This window comes from Leifsonia sp. RCC_180, assembly GCF_058138205.1.
Genome location: NZ_CP200340.1, coordinates 3,153,068 through 3,170,865 on the forward strand (window position 1 = coordinate 3,153,068; position 17,798 = coordinate 3,170,865).

General features: G+C 68.7%; 18 protein-coding genes. 12 read left to right on the forward strand and 6 right to left on the reverse strand.

Features of this window, described 5'->3' with window-relative positions; all coding sequences use genetic code 11:
- Positions 1-8: 8 nt before the first annotated feature.
- Positions 9-689 carry an SDR family NAD(P)-dependent oxidoreductase gene (locus AB7E03_RS15590; protein WP_489942247.1) on the reverse strand — a complete coding sequence of 227 codons (681 nt, stop codon included), beginning with the start codon at positions 687-689 and terminating at the stop codon, positions 9-11.
- Between the two features lie 103 nt (positions 690-792).
- Between AB7E03_RS15590 and AB7E03_RS15595 the strand changes: the two genes are divergently transcribed.
- From AB7E03_RS15595 to AB7E03_RS15645, 11 genes are all read left to right on the forward strand, one after another.
- On the forward strand, positions 793-1,626 hold the full coding sequence (locus AB7E03_RS15595; protein ID WP_489942248.1) for a helix-turn-helix transcriptional regulator: 834 nt from the start codon (positions 793-795) through the stop codon (positions 1,624-1,626).
- A gap of 237 nt (positions 1,627-1,863) precedes the next feature.
- A complete protein-coding gene (locus AB7E03_RS15600; RefSeq protein ID WP_489942249.1) occupies positions 1,864-2,841 on the forward strand; it encodes an ABC transporter substrate-binding protein in 978 nt (325 codons plus the stop codon).
- A 92-nt stretch (positions 2,842-2,933) separates the two neighbouring features.
- Complete coding sequence (locus tag AB7E03_RS15605) at positions 2,934-4,427, forward strand: sugar ABC transporter ATP-binding protein (RefSeq protein ID WP_489942926.1); 1,494 nt, start codon at positions 2,934-2,936, stop codon at positions 4,425-4,427.
- The gene (locus AB7E03_RS15610; protein WP_489942250.1) at positions 4,424-5,470 is read left to right on the forward strand and encodes an ABC transporter permease; all 1,047 of its coding nucleotides are present in this window, start codon (positions 4,424-4,426) and stop codon (positions 5,468-5,470) included. Before AB7E03_RS15605 ends, AB7E03_RS15610 begins: the two co-directional genes overlap by 4 nt.
- Positions 5,467-6,486 (forward strand): ABC transporter permease subunit, encoded by a 1,020-nt coding sequence (locus AB7E03_RS15615; protein WP_489942251.1) that lies wholly within the window; start codon positions 5,467-5,469, stop codon positions 6,484-6,486. The genes AB7E03_RS15610 and AB7E03_RS15615 overlap by 4 nt, the downstream gene beginning before the upstream one ends.
- A gap of 61 nt (positions 6,487-6,547) precedes the next feature.
- Positions 6,548-8,092, forward strand: a complete 1,545-nt coding sequence (locus tag AB7E03_RS15620; RefSeq protein WP_489942252.1) for a sugar ABC transporter ATP-binding protein — start codon at positions 6,548-6,550, stop codon at positions 8,090-8,092.
- Positions 8,093-8,105: 13 nt separating this feature from the next.
- Positions 8,106-9,125: a LacI family DNA-binding transcriptional regulator gene (locus AB7E03_RS15625; RefSeq protein ID WP_489942253.1), complete on the forward strand. Its 1,020-nt coding sequence runs from the start codon at positions 8,106-8,108 to the stop codon at positions 9,123-9,125.
- A gap of 27 nt (positions 9,126-9,152) precedes the next feature.
- Positions 9,153-10,058 (forward strand): NAD(P)-dependent oxidoreductase, encoded by a 906-nt coding sequence (locus tag AB7E03_RS15630; RefSeq protein WP_489942254.1) that lies wholly within the window; start codon positions 9,153-9,155, stop codon positions 10,056-10,058.
- 22 nt (positions 10,059-10,080) lie between these two features.
- Positions 10,081-11,154 carry a DNA glycosylase AlkZ-like family protein gene (locus tag AB7E03_RS15635; RefSeq protein WP_489942255.1) on the forward strand — a complete coding sequence of 358 codons (1,074 nt, stop codon included), beginning with the start codon at positions 10,081-10,083 and terminating at the stop codon, positions 11,152-11,154.
- A gap of 83 nt (positions 11,155-11,237) precedes the next feature.
- Positions 11,238-11,972 (forward strand): alpha/beta fold hydrolase, encoded by a 735-nt coding sequence (locus AB7E03_RS15640; protein ID WP_489942256.1) that lies wholly within the window; start codon positions 11,238-11,240, stop codon positions 11,970-11,972.
- Positions 11,956-12,438 carry a hypothetical protein gene (locus tag AB7E03_RS15645; RefSeq protein WP_489942257.1) on the forward strand — a complete coding sequence of 161 codons (483 nt, stop codon included), beginning with the start codon at positions 11,956-11,958 and terminating at the stop codon, positions 12,436-12,438. Before AB7E03_RS15640 ends, AB7E03_RS15645 begins: the two co-directional genes overlap by 17 nt.
- 16 nt (positions 12,439-12,454) lie before the next feature.
- Here AB7E03_RS15645 and AB7E03_RS15650 read toward each other — a convergent pair whose 3' ends face one another.
- From AB7E03_RS15650 to AB7E03_RS15660, 3 genes are all read right to left on the reverse strand, one after another.
- Positions 12,455-13,339, reverse strand: coding sequence for a PhzF family phenazine biosynthesis protein (locus AB7E03_RS15650; protein ID WP_489942258.1), 885 nt, complete (start codon positions 13,337-13,339; stop codon positions 12,455-12,457).
- 15 nt (positions 13,340-13,354) lie between these two features.
- On the reverse strand, positions 13,355-14,584 hold the full coding sequence (locus AB7E03_RS15655; protein ID WP_489942259.1) for an acyl-CoA dehydrogenase family protein: 1,230 nt from the start codon (positions 14,582-14,584) through the stop codon (positions 13,355-13,357).
- Positions 14,585-14,683: 99 nt separating this feature from the next.
- Positions 14,684-15,361 carry a TetR/AcrR family transcriptional regulator C-terminal domain-containing protein gene (locus AB7E03_RS15660; RefSeq protein WP_489942260.1) on the reverse strand — a complete coding sequence of 226 codons (678 nt, stop codon included), beginning with the start codon at positions 15,359-15,361 and terminating at the stop codon, positions 14,684-14,686.
- A gap of 88 nt (positions 15,362-15,449) precedes the next feature.
- Between AB7E03_RS15660 and AB7E03_RS15665 the strand changes: the two genes are divergently transcribed.
- Positions 15,450-16,478 (forward strand): NAD(P)-dependent alcohol dehydrogenase, encoded by a 1,029-nt coding sequence (locus AB7E03_RS15665; RefSeq protein ID WP_489942261.1) that lies wholly within the window; start codon positions 15,450-15,452, stop codon positions 16,476-16,478.
- Positions 16,479-16,491: 13 nt separating this feature from the next.
- Here AB7E03_RS15665 and AB7E03_RS15670 read toward each other — a convergent pair whose 3' ends face one another.
- Both AB7E03_RS15670 and AB7E03_RS15675 read right to left on the reverse strand, forming a co-directional pair.
- Entirely contained in the window at positions 16,492-17,073 is a 582-nt protein-coding gene (locus tag AB7E03_RS15670; protein WP_489942262.1) for a dihydrofolate reductase family protein, read from the reverse strand.
- Between the two features lie 61 nt (positions 17,074-17,134).
- Entirely contained in the window at positions 17,135-17,773 is a 639-nt protein-coding gene (locus AB7E03_RS15675) for a M23 family metallopeptidase (RefSeq protein WP_489942263.1), read from the reverse strand.
- Between the last annotated feature and the right edge of the window lie 25 nt (positions 17,774-17,798).

Consider the following 17,798-nt stretch of genomic DNA (forward strand, 5'->3'; position numbering starts at 1 on the left):
GACGAGGCTCAGTACTCGATCCGGCCGTGCCGGTTGTGGAACTCGCCGGTCGGTCCGTCGGCGCCCAGCAGTGCGAGCGCCACGGTCGCGTCAGTCCCCTCGGTGACGGTCTGGTGGCCGCTGTGCCGGTTGAAGTCGGTCGCGGTGTAGCCGGGGTCGCTCACGTTCACCCGGAAGCCCGGCAGGTTCTTCGCGTACTGCACGGTCAGCGCGATGACCGCTGCCTTCGACGCGGCGTACGGGATGCCGCGCACCGGGAACTCGTCGTGGCCCTCCGCGCTCAGGTAGCGCGGCCAGCCGACGCCCGAGGCGACGTTGACGATGACCGGGTTGGCCGACTCCCGCAGAAGCGGCAGCGCGGCCTGGGTGACGCGGACGATGCCGACCACGTTCGTCTCGAGCACGGCGGCCATGGCGGCCGTTGTGAGGTCGTCCACGCCGTGCGAGCTGCCCAGGATGCCCGCATTGTTGATGAGGACGTCGAGGTGCGGCAGGCTCCCGATCGCAGCCTCCACGCTGGCCTGGTCGGTGACATCCAGCTGCACAGGATGCGCGCCCAGCGCGCGCGCCGCGTCGCCGCCGGCGGTGTCCCGCATTCCGGCGAAGACGGTGTGACCCGCTTCGATGAGGCGGCGGGCGGTTTCGAGGCCGAGGCTCTTGTTTGCCCCGGTGATCAGTGTGGTTGTCATGCCTTAGAGCCTGCGCCCGCACTGCCCGATCTCCCAGGCACTCCTCGACGGTGGGATCGGCAGTACCACTCTGGGCCGGCCCCTCTGGAGGAGGATGGATCTCATGAGTGAGTTCGCGAGTGTGCTTCGGTCGTGGCGCGCGCGGGTCACTCCGGCGGACGTCGGCCTCCCCGCCGGTGGACACCGCCGCGCGCCCGGCCTCCGGCGTGAAGAACTGGCCGCCCTCGCCGGTATCAGCGTCGACTACATCGTGCGCCTGGAGCAGGGGCGCGCGACGAATCCTTCCCCGCAGCTGCTGGGAGCGCTGGCCGTGGCGCTGCGGCTCACGGACGGCGAACGCGACCACCTCTACCGGGTCGCCGGGGCGGCACCCCCGTCGCGCGGGATGGTCCCCCGCCACATCGGCCCCGGCGTGCAGCGCATCGTCGACCGGCTGAGCGACGTGCCGATGGCCGTCTTCACGGCGAGCCACGACATCCTGCTGTGGAACCCGCTCTGGGCAGCGGTGAACGGCGACCCGTCCCGCTTCGTCGGCATCGAGCGCAACCTGGTCTGGCGGCACTTCACCTCGGATCACGGCGGCATCGAGTACGACGCTCAGCATGCCGAGGAGTTCGCGAGCGACCTCGCCGCCGACCTGCGCTCAGCGGTGGGACGCTACCCGGACGACTCCGGCCTCGCCTACCTCGTGACGCGGCTGCGCGCTGAGTCGCCGGAGTTCGAGCGCCGCTGGGCCGAGGCGCGTGTCGCGGAGCATCGGTCGAGCCGCAAGACCGTGACGGGCACGCCGGCCGGCCCGATCACGGTCGACTGCGACGTGCTCACGGTGCCCGGCAGCGATCTGCGGATCGTCGTCTACACGGTCGCTGCGGGCAGTACGGATGAGGCGCGACTCGACCTGCTGCGGGTGACCGGTCTTCAGACGTTGACCGTGTGACCGCTCCCTGTCCTCGGTCGTTGTGATCCCTCACATTTGGGCAGCAGGAGTGATCGAGGGCACGCAAATGTGCCTAGTTCCCTTGCCGATCGTCTAGCCGCCGTTACCAGATCGTTACCACGACAGTGTTGCTCCTGGCCCCAATGTGAAGGCTAACATTGCGACCATCCTGCTTCGGATCCCGATTCGCAGGCACTGTCGCCGGCGACGTCCGGTACCCGAACAAGGAGGTTTGGAATGAAGAAACTTGCGGGCGCTATCGCCGCCATCGGACTCATGGCCGTCGCACTGACCGGCTGCTCGGCGGGTGGAGCCGGTGGAGCGGGCGGGGGCGGTGGCGACAAGGTCATCACCGTCGGCTTCGCGCAGACCGGCTCGGAGAGCGGTTGGCGGGCGGCCAACACCCAGTCCATGAAGGAGGCCTTCTCGTCGAAGAACGGCTTCAAGCTGATCTTCAACGCGGCCGACAACAAGCCCGAGAACCAGATCGCCGCCGTCCACAGCTTCATCAACCAGGGCGTCGACGCGATCGTGATCGCCGCGGTCGTCACGACCGGCTGGGACGACGTCCTCAAGGAGGCGAAGGACGCGAACATCCCGGTGATCCTCGAGGACCGCACCATCGACGCCGACCCGAGCCTCTACGCCAGCTGGATCGGCGACGACTTCAAGAAGGAAGGCGAGACGGCCGGCAGCTGGGCTGCGAAGGCGGTCGGCAGCACCCCGACGAACATGGTGGTACTCGAGGGGACGACCGGTTCGGCCCCCGCGATCGACCGGGCGAAGGGCTTCTCGTCCAGCATCGGCGGCACGTCCATCACCACGCTGGACTCGCAGACGGGCAACTTCACGCGTGCCGATGGCAAGACCGTCATGGAGGGCTTCCTGCAGAAGTACGGCAAGAAGATCAACCTGCTCTTCGCGCAGAACGACGACATGGGGCTCGGAGCGCTCGACGCCATCAAGTCCGCCGGCCTGACGCCCGGCCAGGACATCAAGATCGTCACGATCGATGGCACCAAGGACGGCCTCACCGCCCTGGCCGACGGCCAGTTCAACTACGTCGTGGAGTGCAACCCGCTGCTCGGCGAGCAGGTCGCGTCCGTGGTCAAGGACGTGATCGACGGCAAGAAGGTCGAGAAGGCCTACACCGCGAAGGACCTCGCGTTCGACCAGGCGGCCGCCAAGGAAGCGCTGCCGACACGCAAGTACTGACCGGATGAGCCGGGCCACGGGGCGCGATCGCGTCCCGTGGCCCTCTCGATCAAGAAAGTAGGGCCCAGGACGTGACCGACAACGTCGTCGAGATGCGAGAGATCTCCATCTCATTCCCCGGGGTGAAAGCGCTCGACCAGGTCGACTTCACCTTGCGCCCGGGGGAGATCCATTCGCTGCTCGGCGAGAACGGGGCCGGCAAGTCCACCCTGATCAAGGCGCTGACCGGCGTGTACCCGATCGACAGCGGGCGCATCGCCGTCGACGGGGAGACCCGGACGTTCGCCGGCACGGCCGACGCCCAGGACGCAGGCATCGCCACCGTCTATCAAGAGGTCAACCTCTGCTCCAACCTGTCGGTCGGCGAGAATGTGATGCTCGGCAACGAGAAGCGCGGACACTTCGGTGTGGACTGGCGGGCCACCCACAAGGAGGCGTCGCGCTTCCTCGGGGAGCTGGGCCTCGACATCGATCCGCGCTCGCCGCTCTCGTCGCACTCCCTCGCCGTGCAGCAGCTGGTCGCCATCAGCCGGGCCGTGGTCGTCGACTGCAAGGTCCTCGTCCTCGACGAACCGACGTCGAGCCTCGACCGGTTCGAGGTCGAGCAGCTGTTCGCGGTGATGCGGGCGCTGCGCGATCGCGGCGTCGCCATCCTCTTCGTCTCCCACTTCCTCGACCAGATCTACGAGATTTCTGACCGGCTCACCGTGCTGCGCAACGGTCGGCTCATCGGCGAGTACGCCGTCGGCGCGATCAGTCGCACGGAGCTGATCGCGGCCATGCTCGGCCGGGAGCTGGCCGAGTTCGAGTCCATCGGCCGGTCGGCCGACCGGCCGGTCGACCGCGAGGGCGCTCCGGTGCTGAGCGCCACGCTGCTCGGCCGGAAGGGCTCGGTCGAGCCGTTCGACCTGGCGGTCTACGACGGCGAAGTGGTCGGCATCGCCGGCCTGCTCGGCTCCGGGCGCACCGAACTGGCGCGCCTCGTGTACGGCGCCGATCGCGCCGACCACGGCCGCATCTCGGTCCGAGGGTCGGCTGCGCGACTGACCAGCCCGCGCCATGCCGTCGACCAGCGCATCGCCTTCTCGTCGGAGGACCGCAGGGAAGAAGGGATCATCGCCGACCTCACCGTTGCCGAGAACCTCATCCTGGGCGTGCAGGCGAAGCGCGGGTGGCTGAGGAGGGTGCCGAAGGCGGAGCAGTCGCGGATCGTCGGTAAGTACATGGAGTCCCTCGGGATCCGGCCGGCCAATCCGCACGCGCTGATCCGCAACCTGTCGGGCGGCAACCAGCAGAAGGTGCTGCTCGGGCGCTGGCTGGCCACCGATCCTCAGCTGCTCATCCTGGACGAGCCGACCCGCGGCATCGACATCGGGGCGAAGGCGGAGATCCAGCGGCTCATCGTCGAGCTCGCCGCGGGAGGTCTCGCTCTCATCTTCATCTCGTCCGAACTGGATGAAGTGGTGCGCCTGTCGCAGCGGGTGGTAGTCATGAGGGATCGTCGGAAGATCGCCGAACTGGACAATGAGAGTCACCTGGATGTCGACGACATCGTCGCACTGATCGCCAAGGAGGGCGCAGCATGAGGACGATCTTCAAGCATCGGCTGGTCTGGCCGATCGGGGCGCTCCTGGCGCTGATCGTGCTGAACACGATCTCGCGCCCGAGCTTCCTCAGCATCACCGTCAAGGATGGCGAGCTCTACGGGTCGCTCATCGACATCCTGCGCAACAGCGCGCCGCTGATGCTCATCGCTCTCGGCATGACACTGGTGATCGCGACGCGCGGTATCGACCTGTCGGTCGGAGCGCAGATGGCGATCGCGGGCGCGGTGGCGCTGACGATCATCAAGGGCTCCGATTCGCCGAGCAGCCTCGGGACGGTGAGCGCGGCGATTCTCACCGCCGTCGTGATCGGGCTGCTGTTCGGGCTCTGGAACGGTTTCCTCGTGGCGGTGCTGGGCATCCAACCGATCATCGCGACGCTGGTGCTGATGCTGGCGGGGCGCGGTATCGCGCTGCTGATCACCGGAGGCTTCATCACGACCATCACGAGCACTCCCTATGCGTACATCTCCCAGGGGTACGTCTTCGGGCTGCCGTTCGCCTTCATCGTGTCGATCGGCGCGATCATCGTGATCAGCCTCCTCGTGCGCCGGACTGCGCTCGGCGTGCTGACGGAGTCCGTCGGCATCAACCCGTCGGCGAGCCGCCTCGCCGGAGTCCGGTCGCGCGGCATCGTCTGGAGCCTGTACGGCCTCAGCGGTCTACTCGCCGGCATCGCCGGCATCCTCTACAGCTCCAACATCATGGCTGCGGATGCGAACAACGCCGGCCTGAACATCGAGCTGGACGCCATCCTCGCGGTGGTGCTCGGCGGCACGTCCCTCGCCGGCGGCAAGTTCTCGCTCGCGGGCACGGTCATCGGCGTCTTCATCCTGCAGACGCTGACGTCCACCATCACGTTCCTCGGCGTCCCGCCGGCGGTCACGCCCGTATTCAAGGCGATCGTCGTCATCATCGTCTGCCTCTCGCAGTCGCGGAGGGTGCGCACCTGGCTCGGTCGTCTGCGACCACCGCAGCCCCGCATCGCCGTATCGCCCGCCGAAGCCGAAAGGAGCGCGGCATGAGCGCCACCCCGATCCTCGAACCCACCCGCACCGTCCGCGTCACGCCCAGCTGGCGTCACCGGCTGAGGAACAAGGCGTCGTGGGCGCCGGTGCTCGCCGCGGTGACCATCCTCATCCTGATGCTCGCCGCCGGGCAGCTGTATCTCGGCACCTTCGTCACCCCGCGCATCCTGTCGTCGCTGTTCGTCGACAACGCGTACCTGATCGTCCTCGCAGCCGGAATGACCTTCGTCATCCTGAGCGGCGGGATCGACCTCTCCGTCGGCGCGGTCATGGCCTTCACCGGGATTCTGGCGGCGAAGATGCTCGCCGCGGGCATCCCGACGCCGCTGGTGATCCCGCTCATGATCGCGGCGGGAGCCCTGTTCGGCCTGACCATCGGCATCATGGTCCACTACTTCGACGTGCAGCCGTTCATCGCGTCGCTCGCCGCGATGTTCCTCGCGCGCGGCCTGTGCTTCGTCGTCAGCCTCGAGGCGATCCAGGTCAAGGAGCCTGCGGTGCTGTGGCTGCAGTCGACGAAGCTGGGAGCCGGCGGCTGGTACATCACGCCGACGGTCATCATCGCTCTGCTCGTCGTCGCGGTGGCCATCTGGGTGCTCGGCTACACCCGCTTCGGTCGCACGGTCTATGCGGTCGGCGGCAACCAGCAGTCCGCTCTGCTGATGGGTCTCCCGGTCGCACGCACCCGTGTCCTCGTCTACGTGATCAGCGGGACCTGCGCCGGGATCGCGGGCCTCCTGTTCACGTCCTACACCGCGGCGGGCTACAGCCTGAACGGGATCGGTACGGAGCTGGACACGATCGCAGCCGTCGTCATCGGCGGCACGCTGCTCACCGGCGGCAGCGGTTACGTCATCGGCTCGCTGGTCGGCGTACTCGTCTACGGCGTCATCAAGGTGTCCATCACGTTCCTCGGCGCCGACGCGTCGTGGACCCGGATCACGATCGGCATCCTGCTGCTCGCGTTCGTCGTCGTCCAGCGCCTCATCGTCGCCCGGACCAGCAGGAAGTGAGCACCGGCCGATAGTAGTGTGGTCAGCGTCACCCAGGGCGGACAAGGAGCGCGAGGCGACGATGCATGTCGACCCGGTCGTGGAGGTCAGCGGCGCATCCGTGCGGTTCGCGGGCGACGCGGCGCTCTCGAACGTCGACTTCCGGATGTTCCCCGGCGAGGTCCACTCGCTGATGGGGGAGAACGGGGCCGGGAAGTCGACCCTGATCCGGGCGATCACCGGCGTCATCCGGCTCGACTCCGGCGTCGTGCGACTGGATGGCGTGCCGCGCACGTTCTCGAACCCCCGGCAGGCTCAGAAGGCCGGCATCCGCACCGTCTACCAAGAGGTGGACCTGCTGCCGAACCTGACCGTCGCCGAGAACATCATGCTCGGGCGCGAGCCGCGCCGACGGGGAGGCATCGACTGGGGACGGATGCGGTCCGACGCGCGGGATGCGCTCGGCAGTCTCGGCCTCGACATCGACCCGGCCAGTCCCCTCGGCTCGTACTCACTCGCAGTGCAGCAGCTGGTGGCGATCGCCCGCGCGGTCTCCGCCGACCTCAAGGTGCTGGTGCTCGACGAGCCGACGTCGAGCCTCGATCAGGACGAGGTCACGGAGCTCTTCCGGGTGATCCGCGAGCTGCGGTCGCGCGGCGTCGCCATCCTCTTCGTCTCGCACTTCCTCGAGCAGGTCTACGAGATCTGCGACCGGGTGACCGTGCTCCGCGACGGGGAGCTGGTCGGCGAGTACCTGACGACGGAGCTGCTGCGCATCGACCTCGTGCAGAAGATGCTGGGACGCGAGGCAGCGGAGCTCGAAAGCGTGGAGGTGCGTCCCGAGGCTCAGCCGAGCGTTGAAGGTGCGACCCCGGTGCTCTCGGCGAACCGGATCGAACGGCGCGGCATGCTCAAGCCCGCGGACGTGGACCTGTACGAAGGGGAGGTGGTCGGTCTCGCAGGTCTCCTCGGCTCGGGCCGGACGGAACTCGCCCGTCTCCTCGCCGGGATCGACGGCATCGACGGGGGAGCGATCCTGGTCGGCGGCGCTCCCACCCACCTCTCCGGACCGCGCGACGGATTGCGTGCGGGGATCGCCTACTCGTCGGAGAACCGGAAGCTCGAGGGCATCATCGGGGAGCTGACCGTCCGCGAGAACATCACGCTTGCACTGCAGGCCGAGAGGGGCTGGCTGCGCCGCATCCCGCGCGCACGCCAGGACGAGCTCACCGCGAGCTGGATCGAGGCGCTCGACATCCGGCCTGCCGACCCGGAGCGACCTGCCGGCTCCCTCTCCGGCGGCAACCAGCAGAAGGTCATGCTCGCTCGGCTGCTCGCCCTGTCTCCCCGGATCCTGGCACTCGATGAGCCGACCCGCGGCATCGACGTGGGGGCGAAGGTGGAGATCCAGCGGCTCGTCAGCGAGCTGGCGGAGTCCGGGATGACCATCCTCTTCATCTCCGCAGAACTGGAGGAGGTGCTGCGCGTCGGCCACCGGATCATCGTCCTCCGCGACCGCGAGGTCATCGCCACCCTCGACTCCGACGACGTGAGCTTCGAATCCCTCCTGGCCCTTGTCGCCAGCGCGGACCCGGACGACGCGCAGACCGACGGCGACCTCGCATGAGGCGGACGCAGAGGTGAGCGCCGAGGACAGACCGGCGAAGGTGGCGAACATCTTCGATGTGGCACGCCTGGCCAGCGTCTCGCACCAGACCGTGTCCCGCGTGCTCAACGATGTGCCCGGGGTGAGGCCGGCGACCCGTCAGCGGGTGGAGCAGGCGATCAAGCAGCTCCGGTACACGCCGTCCCCTGCCGCTCGCGCGCTGGTGACGCGGCGGACCCGGATGATCGGCCTGATCACGCCGGGGAGCGCCGACTTCGGGCCATCGTCCATCGCCATCCACTTCAACGAGGCGGCACGGGAGGCGCGCTACAGCGTCATCAGCGTCACGTCCGTGTCGGCGGACGTGAGCTCGATCCGCGGACTGGTGGAGTCGCTGCTGCGCGAGCGGGTGGAGGCCGTTGTCCTCATCGCCGAGGATGTCGCCCAGCTCGACGTGGTGCGCAGCCTCGAGGCCGGTGTCCCGATCGTCGCGGTCGCCGCGGGCCAGCATCGCGGACCGCTCACCGTATCCATCGACCAGTACCGCGGTGCGCGCGAGGCGGTCCGGCATCTCGTGGAACTGGGCCACCGCAACATCGCGCATCTAGCCGGCCCAGCGGTCTCCCCGGACGCCCTCGAACGCGAGCGGGGATGGCGCGACGAGCTCGCCGAGGCGCGCCTGGTCGCGACCGAGATCAGCCACGGCGACTGGTCGGCGGCGAGCGGGCACGAATTCGGGATGCGGTTGAACGCGGAGACGACCTCCGCGGTGTTCGTCGCGAACGACCAGATGGCCATCGGGCTCATGGCTGCGTTGCGTGCCCGCGGGCTCCGGGTGCCCGACGTCATCAGCGTCGTGGGTTTCGACGACGTACCCGAGGCGGCTTACTTCGTCCCTCCGCTCACGACGATCCGTCAGGACTTCGCGTCGTTGGGGGCGCTGACGATGCAGCAGGTGCTCATCGCCCTCGAGGAGCACGAGACGGTCGCGGAGTCCATCCCGATCCCCACCCGGCTGGTGCTCCGCGAGTCGACCAGCGCTCCGTCGCACTAGTTTCCTGGTCTGTGGCACTGTGAAACGGTGACAGCCAACGGTTTGGCGCGCCAGGCGCGCATCGGCCTCGTCGGTGTCGGCAGGATGGGTTCCGGCGTGCTCGGGCGGCTTTCTCAGTCGGGCGCGGTGGCGGCGTTCGACAGCGATCATGGGCGGCGCGAGGCCGTGAGCCGGGCGGGCGGCACCTGGATGGATTCGGTCGCCGCGGTCGCGCAGGTGAGCGAGGTCTTCATCACCGTGCTTCCCGGGCCGGACGAGGCCGACGCGGTCATGAACGAGGCGTTCCACGCGTTGACCAGCGGTGCGCTCTGGCTCGACCTCACCTCCGGAGATCCGGTCAGGGTCGCCGAACTCACGGCGAAAGCCGCTGACCGGGGCATCGACGCGGTCGCGGCACCGATGGGCGGAGGGCCTGCCGACGCCGCCGCCGGGACGTTGGTGTTCTACGTGGGCGGCTCGTCCGATCCAGTGGCTCGGGCGGAGGCGATCCTGCGACAGCTGTCCGCTGAGGGCGGGATCAGGATGTGCGGCCCGAACCCGAGCGACGGGCACACGGTGAAACTCTTGGCGAACGCCCTGTGGTTCGCGAACGCGCTCGCTGCCACCGAAGCCCTGCTCATCGGCCAGGCCCAGGGGCTGGCGCCCCAGCAGCTGCAGGCACTTCTCGCCGACAGCGCCGGCAGCAGCACGGCCTTGAGTCAGCACCTTCCGCGGTTGTTCGAGGGTGACTATCTGGCGAGCTTCGGCATCGACCGGGTGGTCGAAGAACTCGGCACGGTCGCCGCCCTCGCGCGATCGTCCTCCACGACATCGCGGCTGCTGGATGCGTCAGCCGGCGTCCACCGAGAAGCCCTCGCCCGCTTCGGGCCGGTTCCGGGTGAGTTGTTGGGAGCACGAGTGATCGAAGAGCTCGCCGGGCGGTACCTGCGGTGACCCGGCGTCCTACGCTGTGGTCATGCACCAGCTCACCCGCGACCAGGCTCGCCGCATCGCGGTGCAGGCGCAGCTGCTGGAGGCGGACCGTCCTGACGACGTCGTCGGGATCGCCGAGCAGCTCGGCGCCGTCAAGATCGACCCGACGGCCACCATCGCGCCGGCGGAGCACACCATCCTGTGGTCGCGGATCGGCTCGGGCTACGACAGGGGCCAGCTTGCCAAGACCGTCGAAGCGGACCGGTTGCTGTTCGAGTTCGACGGAGCCTTCCGTCCGGTGAGCCTGTTGCCGCTGATGCTGCCGGCCATGCGGCGCTGGCCGCGCCGGGAGAGCAGCAGGCAGTGGTTAGAGGCGAACGACGCCTTCCGTGCCGACGTCCTGGCGCGATTGCGCGCGGAGGGTCCGCTGCTTGCGAGCGAGATCCCCGATACCGCCCAGGTGGTCCGGCCGCCGGACGGCTGGTACGGGCCCAACCAGGTGGTTCACATGCTCGACTTCCTGCTGCGGCAAGGCGAGGTCGCGATCGTGGGGCGCGAGGGACGCCATCGGCGTTGGGATCTCGCCGAGCGCGTCTACCCGAAGGATATGCCCGAATTCGCATATGACGAGGCGGAGCGGATGCTGAACGAGCGGAGGCTGCAAGCGGCCGGCATCGCCAAGCAGAAATCTCCGTGGACCCCCGTCGGGGAGGCGGGCGAGCCGGCGGTGATCGAGGGGATGCGCCAGAAGTGGCGTGTCGATCCCGAGGCGCTCACTGCGCTGGAGAACGATGTGGGCGGCCGGGCCGCGTTCCTCAGCCCGTACGACGGCATGCTGTTCGATCGCCCGCGGCTGCGCGAACTGTTCGAGTTCGACTACGTGCTCGAGCAGTTCAAGCCGAAGCCGCAGCGGAAGTACGGATACTTCGCCCACCCGATCCTGATGGGCGATCGTTTCGTGGGCATGCTCGACGCCGAGGTCGACAGCGAGCGCGAAGAACTGAGGATCACGGCAGTGCACGAGTTCCTGCCGTTCGACGAGGACGAGCACGACATGGTGCGCGCCGAGATCGCGGACCTCGGTCGATGGCTGGGCGTCGACGTCCCGGAGTGGTGACGCGGCGGAAAAAGCACTAGCCGCGGGATGCCTCGGTCGGGCATGTTGGCACAACGCTGATCGTGCTCAACGGAAGGTCGGACATGGACGACGGATCCCCTGGCGTGAGCGTCATGCTCGTGCATGGCGCATATGCGGACGGCTCGTCGTGGTCGGATGTCATAGCGCTGCTGCGGCGGACGGGCATCCCGGTGATCGCGGTGCAGAATCCGCTCACCTCTCTTGCGGATGACGTCGCGGCCACGCGGAGGGCTATCGAGCTTGCCGGCGGTCCCGTCGTGCTCGCCGGGCACTCCTGGGCGGGGACAGTGATCACCGAGGCGGGAGCACACGACGCCGTCTGTGCCCTGGTCTACGTCGCCGCGCGTGCGCCTGACGTCGGGGAGGATTACACGGCGCTGGCGGGCCGCTATCCGGCTCCTCCGGCCTCAGCCGGGCTCGTCTTCACCGACGGGTTCGGCCGGCTCACGCACTCTGCCTTCGTGGAGCACTTCGCCAACGGTGTCGAGAAGGAACGGGCCGAGGTGCTCTACGCGGTGCAGGGTCCGATCGCGCAGACGCTGTTCGCGTCACGCACGACGGCCGCATCCTGGCGCCAGAAGCCGTGCTGGTATGCGGTCTCCCAACAGGACCATACGACCTCGCCGGACCTCGAACGGTTCCTGGCCGACAGGATGCGAGCCCGCACGATCGAGCTGGCCTCCGGCCACCTCTCGATCGTCACGCATCCGCGCGACATCGCGGACCTCATCCTTGAAGCCGTCGAGGCCGTCCAGAGCGTCGGCGAAGCGGGGCGGGTGCATGGAGCGCTGGACTGACTTCGCGGTCATCCTCGGCGGCTCGATGGGAGCGCTCGTCGGATTGCTCTTCGTCGCCGTGTCGATCCGCGCCGACGCGATCGCCCACTCGCACCGTCTGCGCGCTCGGGTGGCGCAGATCCTCGCCATCTTCCTCGGGCTCCTGATCGCCGCCATCCTCACTGCACTCCCGAACCCCACGCTGTGGGCGCTGGGCGTGGAGTTGCTCGCACTCGCCGTCGGTCTGGCAGCGTCGCTGTGGGCGCTGGGCAGCCGAGCCCGACGCGTCCCGGAGAGACAACGACTCGAGAAGACCCTCGACCGTCTCAACCCCGACGTGACCACCGTGGTGCTCATCGCGCTCTGCGCGGTGGGGCTGCTGTTCGGCGTGACGTGGTCACTCTTCCTGCTCGCGCTCGCTGCGATCGTGGGAATCGTCGGCGGCGGCGTCGGCGCGTGGCTGGTCCTGGTGCGGCCGGACGAGTAGCGGTGAGCGCACCCGTTCAGAGGTTGAGTACGCCCGACCCGGTGATGACCCCCGACCCGGAGATCGCCACGCGCTCGTCGTCGGCGGTCACGGTGATCCGGCTCGGCCGTCCCATCGCCCGCCCCTGCTCGATGATGACCGGCACGCCCGGCGCTGCGATTCCGTCGCGGACGAGCAGCGCCGCCAGGGGACCGGCCGCCGTTCCGGTGGCGGCGTCCTCCGCGATCCCGACGGTCGGGTTGAAGAACCGCGCGTAAGCGAGCGCCGAGCTGTCTGGCGGGACGGCGGTCGTGTACAGGTAGCAGCCCTCTGCGCCCGCCTCGGCGAGCACGGCCGTAAGGGCGCCGGGATCCGGTCGTGCGGCATCCACGCCGTCCGCTGACGCCAACCGCACAAGGAGGTGAGCCGCCCCGGTGGAGGCCACCTCGGGAAGGCCGCGGGTGTCGAGTGCGGTCGCGGGGACGCCGAGCGCGGCGGCGAGCGGTCCCGAGTCCGCCAGCCGCGCGTGGAACTCGGGCCGCGACTGATCCATCGTGACCCGGACGCGGCCGTCGTCATCCCGGCTCAGTCGCACCTCGAGCAGATCCTCGCCGATCTCCTGCACGAAGGTGTTCCGGTCCGCTGGGAGGCGATCCGACTCTCCCAGCCATAGCCACGCGCCCATCGCATTGTGGCCGGCCCCGAAGACTTCCACGCCGTCCGGTGTGAAAGATCGCAACCGCACGTCAGCCCTCGGGTGCAACGGCTGGAGGAGGAACGTCGTCTCGGACTGATTGAACTCGCGGGCGATGGCGCGCATGATCGCCTCGTCGAGGTCGTCAGCGGCCGGCACGAGCGAGAGAGGGTTTCCGGTCAACGGCCGTTCGGCGAAGACGTCCACCCAGAAGAACTGGACGGTCATAGCGTGATTCTGGCCCTATTCGGCCGTCGGCTGCACGCTCACCGGGGTGTGCTCCCGTCCCCAGGCGTGGAAGGTGCCGTTGAGCTCGTACTCGCCGATGGCGCGAGCACGCTGACGCGCCGGGTTGTGCGAGGACAGCGTGCGGGCGTTGCGCCAGTGCCGGTCGAGGGCGAACCCGTTGCCGACCGCGCTGGCGCCGCCGACCTCGAACAGCTCGGTGGTCGCATCCAGGACGATCTTCGGCACGACCTGCTGCACGCGGAACACGCTGAGCGCCGACTCGCGGAAGGCATCCCGCCGGTCGCTGTGCGAGCGCAAGTCGTCGAGCTCTCGCGCAGCGGAAAGAACCAGCCGACGGGAGGCGTCGGCCGCGCTGCTGAGCTGACCGACGACCTGCTGAACGAGCGCATCGTCGCGCGGGCGCGCCTCTGCAGCGAAGCCGAAGATGCGGCGACGGGGACGGACGAACGCGACCGTGTCGCGCAGGGCGGCGGTCGCGATCCCCGCCAGGACGGCTAAGAGGGTCAGCTGGAAGACCGCCGCCACGTATTCTCCGGCGCCGTCGTCCTCGTCGCTCCACCGGATGATGTCGGCGTGGTCCACGGGCACGCCGTCGAACGCGGTCGTCCCGCTCCCGGTCAACGGCTGGCCGAAGCCGTCCCAGTCGTCGACCGACGCCACACCGGGATGCGATGCGTCGGCGAGGACGTTGACGCGCTCGTCGTCGAGCTGGGCGGTCAGGAGGATCCAATCGGAGTAGATGCTTCCGGTCGTGTAGTACTTGGTCCCGGAGAGGCGGAGGCCGTCGGGCGTTCGGGCGACCGTGGCCGCGACATCGGCGGTGGCACTCCGCTCCGACTGGGCGTTGCCGACGAGGATGCCGTCGGCAGCTCGTGCGAGCCAGCGGTCCGCCCACTCACGGCGGTCCTCGACGTGGAGGCTCTCGACGAATCCGATGTGCCCGCGGAACACGTGCGCGAGGTTCGGGTCGATCGACGCCAGGTGCACCAGACGCTCGAAGAGGTCCTCGAGCGACCCGCCGAGGCCGCCGTGACCGACCGGCACGCGTACTGCCCCGAAGCCCGCGTCGATCAGCCGGCGGACCGGCTCATGCAGCAGCTGGCGATCCCGCTCCCGCTGCGCTGTCGTGTCCTGCAGATCGGTCGCGAGGTCGTCGATGACGGGGTCGAGACCGTCCAGCGGTGTACGGAAACGGGTCGGGGCGAGGGTCGTGGAGGAAGCCATGGGCCCGCACGTTACGCACGTCCCCAGCGCCCCGTCACGCGTCGATGTCACGGAGCGTAAGGAACGTCACACGGGGTAAGCCGGCGGCCGGGACGTGTCTCACCCGCCGGACGCCAGCGCTTTCGCCAGCCCGTCGAGGATCAGGGTGATGCCGAAGTCGAACTCGTTGCCGAAGTCGTAGGCGGGCTGGAAGACGTGCTCGGTCGCCAGTTCGACGAGGTTCGGGTATTCGCCCGGTTCGAACGGCTGCATGATCGACTCGGCGACCTCGGTTGCGGTGCTCGAGTCGAAGGGGAGCGCCGCCTCCTGGAGCGCGAATCCGTAAACGTAGCTGTCGAGGAGAGCGTAGGCGTGCGCGGTCGTGGCCACGGAGAACCCCGCGCCGCGCAGCACGCCGATGATCCGATCGTGGTGGCGGAGCGTCGCGGGCCCGGGCGTTGACCGTGACTCCAGTAGAGTGATCGCCCAGGAGTTGCGGGCGAGCACGTGACGTGCCGAGAGCGCCCACGCATGCAACTCCGTCGACCACTCGCCGTCGAGCGAAGGCAGTTCGATCTCTGCGAACACCAGGTCGACGATGCCGTCGAGGATCTCGCTCTTGTTCTTCACGTAGTAGTAGACGGACATCGGCTTCACGCCGAGGCGTTCGGCGAGGGACCGGATCGTCAGCGAGGCGATCCCCGTCTCTCCGGCGATGGCGATGGCCGCGCGCAGGACGCGTTCCCGGCTCAGCCGGCCTGGCGCTGCAGCTGGGTCGCTGGCCTCTTCTGCGGTCATGGCTTTACCCTATCGCGTTTTGGTACTTAGTACGGTACAGTTTCGTACTAAGTACGGAACGGCAGTTCGCCGACCGGAAAGGAGCGCCATGTCATCCTTCAGCAACCCGGCCAGCGCCGCCGGCCAGTCGGACCGATCGCACCCCACGTTCTCGATGCGTGCGATCGCGCAGGAACGATACGGTTCCGCCGAGGTCCTGGAACTCCGGACGATGCCGCGACCGACCCCCGCGCCGGGCGAGGTGCTGGTGGAGGTCCGCGCCGCCGGCCTCGGGCGCAACACCTGGCACCTGATGACGGGTAAGCCGTATGCGATGCGGCCCGCATTCGGAATGCGCGGCCCCAAGCAGCCGATCGCTGGTCAGGATGTGGCGGGCACCGTCGTCGAGGTCGGTGACGGCGTCACCCGGTTCTCGGTCGGCGACGAAGTGTTCGGAGTGGCCAAGGGAGCCTTGGCCGAGTACACGGTGGCGTCGGCATCGCGACTGGCGCACAAGCCGGCGGGCGTCAGCTTCGGGGATGCCGCGTCCGCTCCGATCTCGGCCATCACCGCAATGCAGGCTATCCGGCGAGCCGACCTGGCCGCCGGCCAGACGGTGCTGGTCACCGGTGCCTCCGGGGGCGTCGGCAGCTTCGCCGTGCAACTCGCCAGAGCCGCCGGAGCCGAGGTCACCGGCACGTGCCGCACGTCGAAAGTACCGTTCGTGCGGGAGCTCGGCGCCGACCACGTCATCGACTACACCCGCACCGGATCGACGGATGGTGGTCACCGCTACGACGTGATCCTCGACATCGGGGGAAACGCCCCGCTCGGCCGGCTTCGCCGGACCCTCACCCCCTCCGGGGTGGCCGTGCTGGTCGGCGGCGAGGATGCCGGCGACTGGGTCGGGATGAGTAGACAGGTTCGAGCCCTCGCCCTCAGCCCGTTCATCCGTCAGCGTCTGCTCATGCTGGTCGGCACACAGTCGACGGCCGATCTCGACGAGCTCGGCGAGCTTCTCGCGGCAGGCACCATCACCGCGAGAGTCGACGCGACGTTTCCGCTCGAGAGCGCTGCGGATGCGATGCGCTACCTCGAAGCAGGAAAGACGCAGGGCAAGATCGTCATCACCGTCTGATTTCGCGAGCGGGTCAACGGCGCACCGGATAGCGCAGATGCAGCACCCGGTCGCCCGGAATCACCGCGTCCGGGTCCTCCAGGAGGTGCTGCGCCTCGACCGACCCGAAGTAGCGCTTGCCGGACCCGAGCACGACGGGGATGACATCCATCCGCACTTCGTCGATCAAGCCGGCGGCGAGTGCCTGGCCACCGACATCGCCGGCCGCGACCTCGACAACGCGGTCACCCGCGAGCTCCTGAGCCTTGGCGACTGCTGCCTCGATGCCGTCGACGAAATGGAACGGCGCCTCGGGGTCCCAGCCTTCGGGCGCGGGGCGGTGAGTGACGACGACCACGTGCTCCACCCCGCTCGGAGGCGTGCCGTCCCAGCCGTCCGTCAGGTCGAAGACGTGGCGGCCGACGACGGTCACGCCGATCCGATCCCAGTACGGCCGGGTGTAGTCGTAGGACGCCTGAGAGACCTTGAGTACGCCGCTCTCGTCCAGCGGAACGTCACCGCTCATCAGCCAATCGAACAGCGGTCCCGGCTGGTCGTCCGCGCCTGCGATGAAGCCGTCGACGGACACCGAGCTGTACATGACCACCGTGCCCACGGGCCCTCCTCTGCTGGGATGCCCCCAAGCTAGCGTGCCGCTGTCTGCGCTCGTAAGAGGTTCATCCGCACCGGAGCCCGCGCGACCTGCCGGCGTCGATGACGTCTCCGTTGTGCGGGATCGAGCCGGCGAAGGTGAGGCGTACGGCGTTGGCGCGGTGGATGTCGCGGTCGTCGATGGCCTGGACATGGACGTGCGGTTCGGTGCTGTTGCCCGAGTTGCCGCATCGGGCTATCACGTCACCCACGCCTACGCGCTGTCCCGGCCGCACTGTCAGGCTGCCGCGTTGGAGGTGGCACAGGGCGATCACGACTCCGTCCGTCTCGATGAACACGTAGTTTCCGGCCAGCGCCGTCCATCCCGCCTGCACCCGGCGCCTCTGGGTGAGGGCGTAGGAGATCGACGGCAGTCCGCGACACGCCGGATGGTCGGGTTCGGCATCGTGCGTATGCGTCACGACTCCCTCGACGGGCGCGAGCAGTTCGCGCCCGAAGCCCGGGAACCGTTCGGGAGGTTCGGGCCGCACCAGCGAACCGAGCATGAGGGGAGCGGTGCGCCCCGTGACATCGACGGGCACGAAATCGATCGCATAGGAACTCGCGAACAGCGCCGTGCCGTGGCTGGGCACTCGATCGGCGGGGCTGTTCTGCACGAGCCAGCGCCCACGAAACGGGTACTCGATGTCGCGCGAGGCAGGCATGCAATCCCCTTTACGGTCGCCGGAT

Excerpts from the sequence above, each read along its gene's own strand:
- AB7E03_RS15655 (WP_489942259.1), bottom strand. The coding sequence starts at position 14,584 with ATGGCTTCCTCCACGACCCTCGCCCCGACCCGTTTCCGTACACCGCTG.
- AB7E03_RS15610 (WP_489942250.1), top strand. The coding sequence starts at position 4,424 with ATGAGGACGATCTTCAAGCATCGGCTGGTCTGGCCGATCGGGGCGCTC.
- AB7E03_RS15675 (WP_489942263.1), bottom strand. The coding sequence starts at position 17,773 with ATGCCTGCCTCGCGCGACATCGAGTACCCGTTTCGTGGGCGCTGGCTC.
- AB7E03_RS15605 (WP_489942926.1), top strand. The coding sequence starts at position 2,934 with ATGCGAGAGATCTCCATCTCATTCCCCGGGGTGAAAGCGCTCGACCAG.
- AB7E03_RS15635 (WP_489942255.1), top strand. The coding sequence starts at position 10,081 with ATGCACCAGCTCACCCGCGACCAGGCTCGCCGCATCGCGGTGCAGGCG.
- AB7E03_RS15595 (WP_489942248.1), top strand. The coding sequence starts at position 793 with ATGAGTGAGTTCGCGAGTGTGCTTCGGTCGTGGCGCGCGCGGGTCACT.
- AB7E03_RS15620 (WP_489942252.1), top strand. The coding sequence starts at position 6,548 with ATGCATGTCGACCCGGTCGTGGAGGTCAGCGGCGCATCCGTGCGGTTC.
- AB7E03_RS15600 (WP_489942249.1), top strand. The coding sequence starts at position 1,864 with ATGAAGAAACTTGCGGGCGCTATCGCCGCCATCGGACTCATGGCCGTC.
- AB7E03_RS15640 (WP_489942256.1), top strand. The coding sequence starts at position 11,238 with ATGGACGACGGATCCCCTGGCGTGAGCGTCATGCTCGTGCATGGCGCA.
- AB7E03_RS15660 (WP_489942260.1), bottom strand. The coding sequence starts at position 15,361 with ATGACCGCAGAAGAGGCCAGCGACCCAGCTGCAGCGCCAGGCCGGCTG.
- AB7E03_RS15645 (WP_489942257.1), top strand. The coding sequence starts at position 11,956 with ATGGAGCGCTGGACTGACTTCGCGGTCATCCTCGGCGGCTCGATGGGA.
- AB7E03_RS15665 (WP_489942261.1), top strand. The coding sequence starts at position 15,450 with ATGTCATCCTTCAGCAACCCGGCCAGCGCCGCCGGCCAGTCGGACCGA.
- AB7E03_RS15615 (WP_489942251.1), top strand. The coding sequence starts at position 5,467 with ATGAGCGCCACCCCGATCCTCGAACCCACCCGCACCGTCCGCGTCACG.
- AB7E03_RS15650 (WP_489942258.1), bottom strand. The coding sequence starts at position 13,339 with ATGACCGTCCAGTTCTTCTGGGTGGACGTCTTCGCCGAACGGCCGTTG.
- AB7E03_RS15590 (WP_489942247.1), bottom strand. The coding sequence starts at position 689 with ATGACAACCACACTGATCACCGGGGCAAACAAGAGCCTCGGCCTCGAA.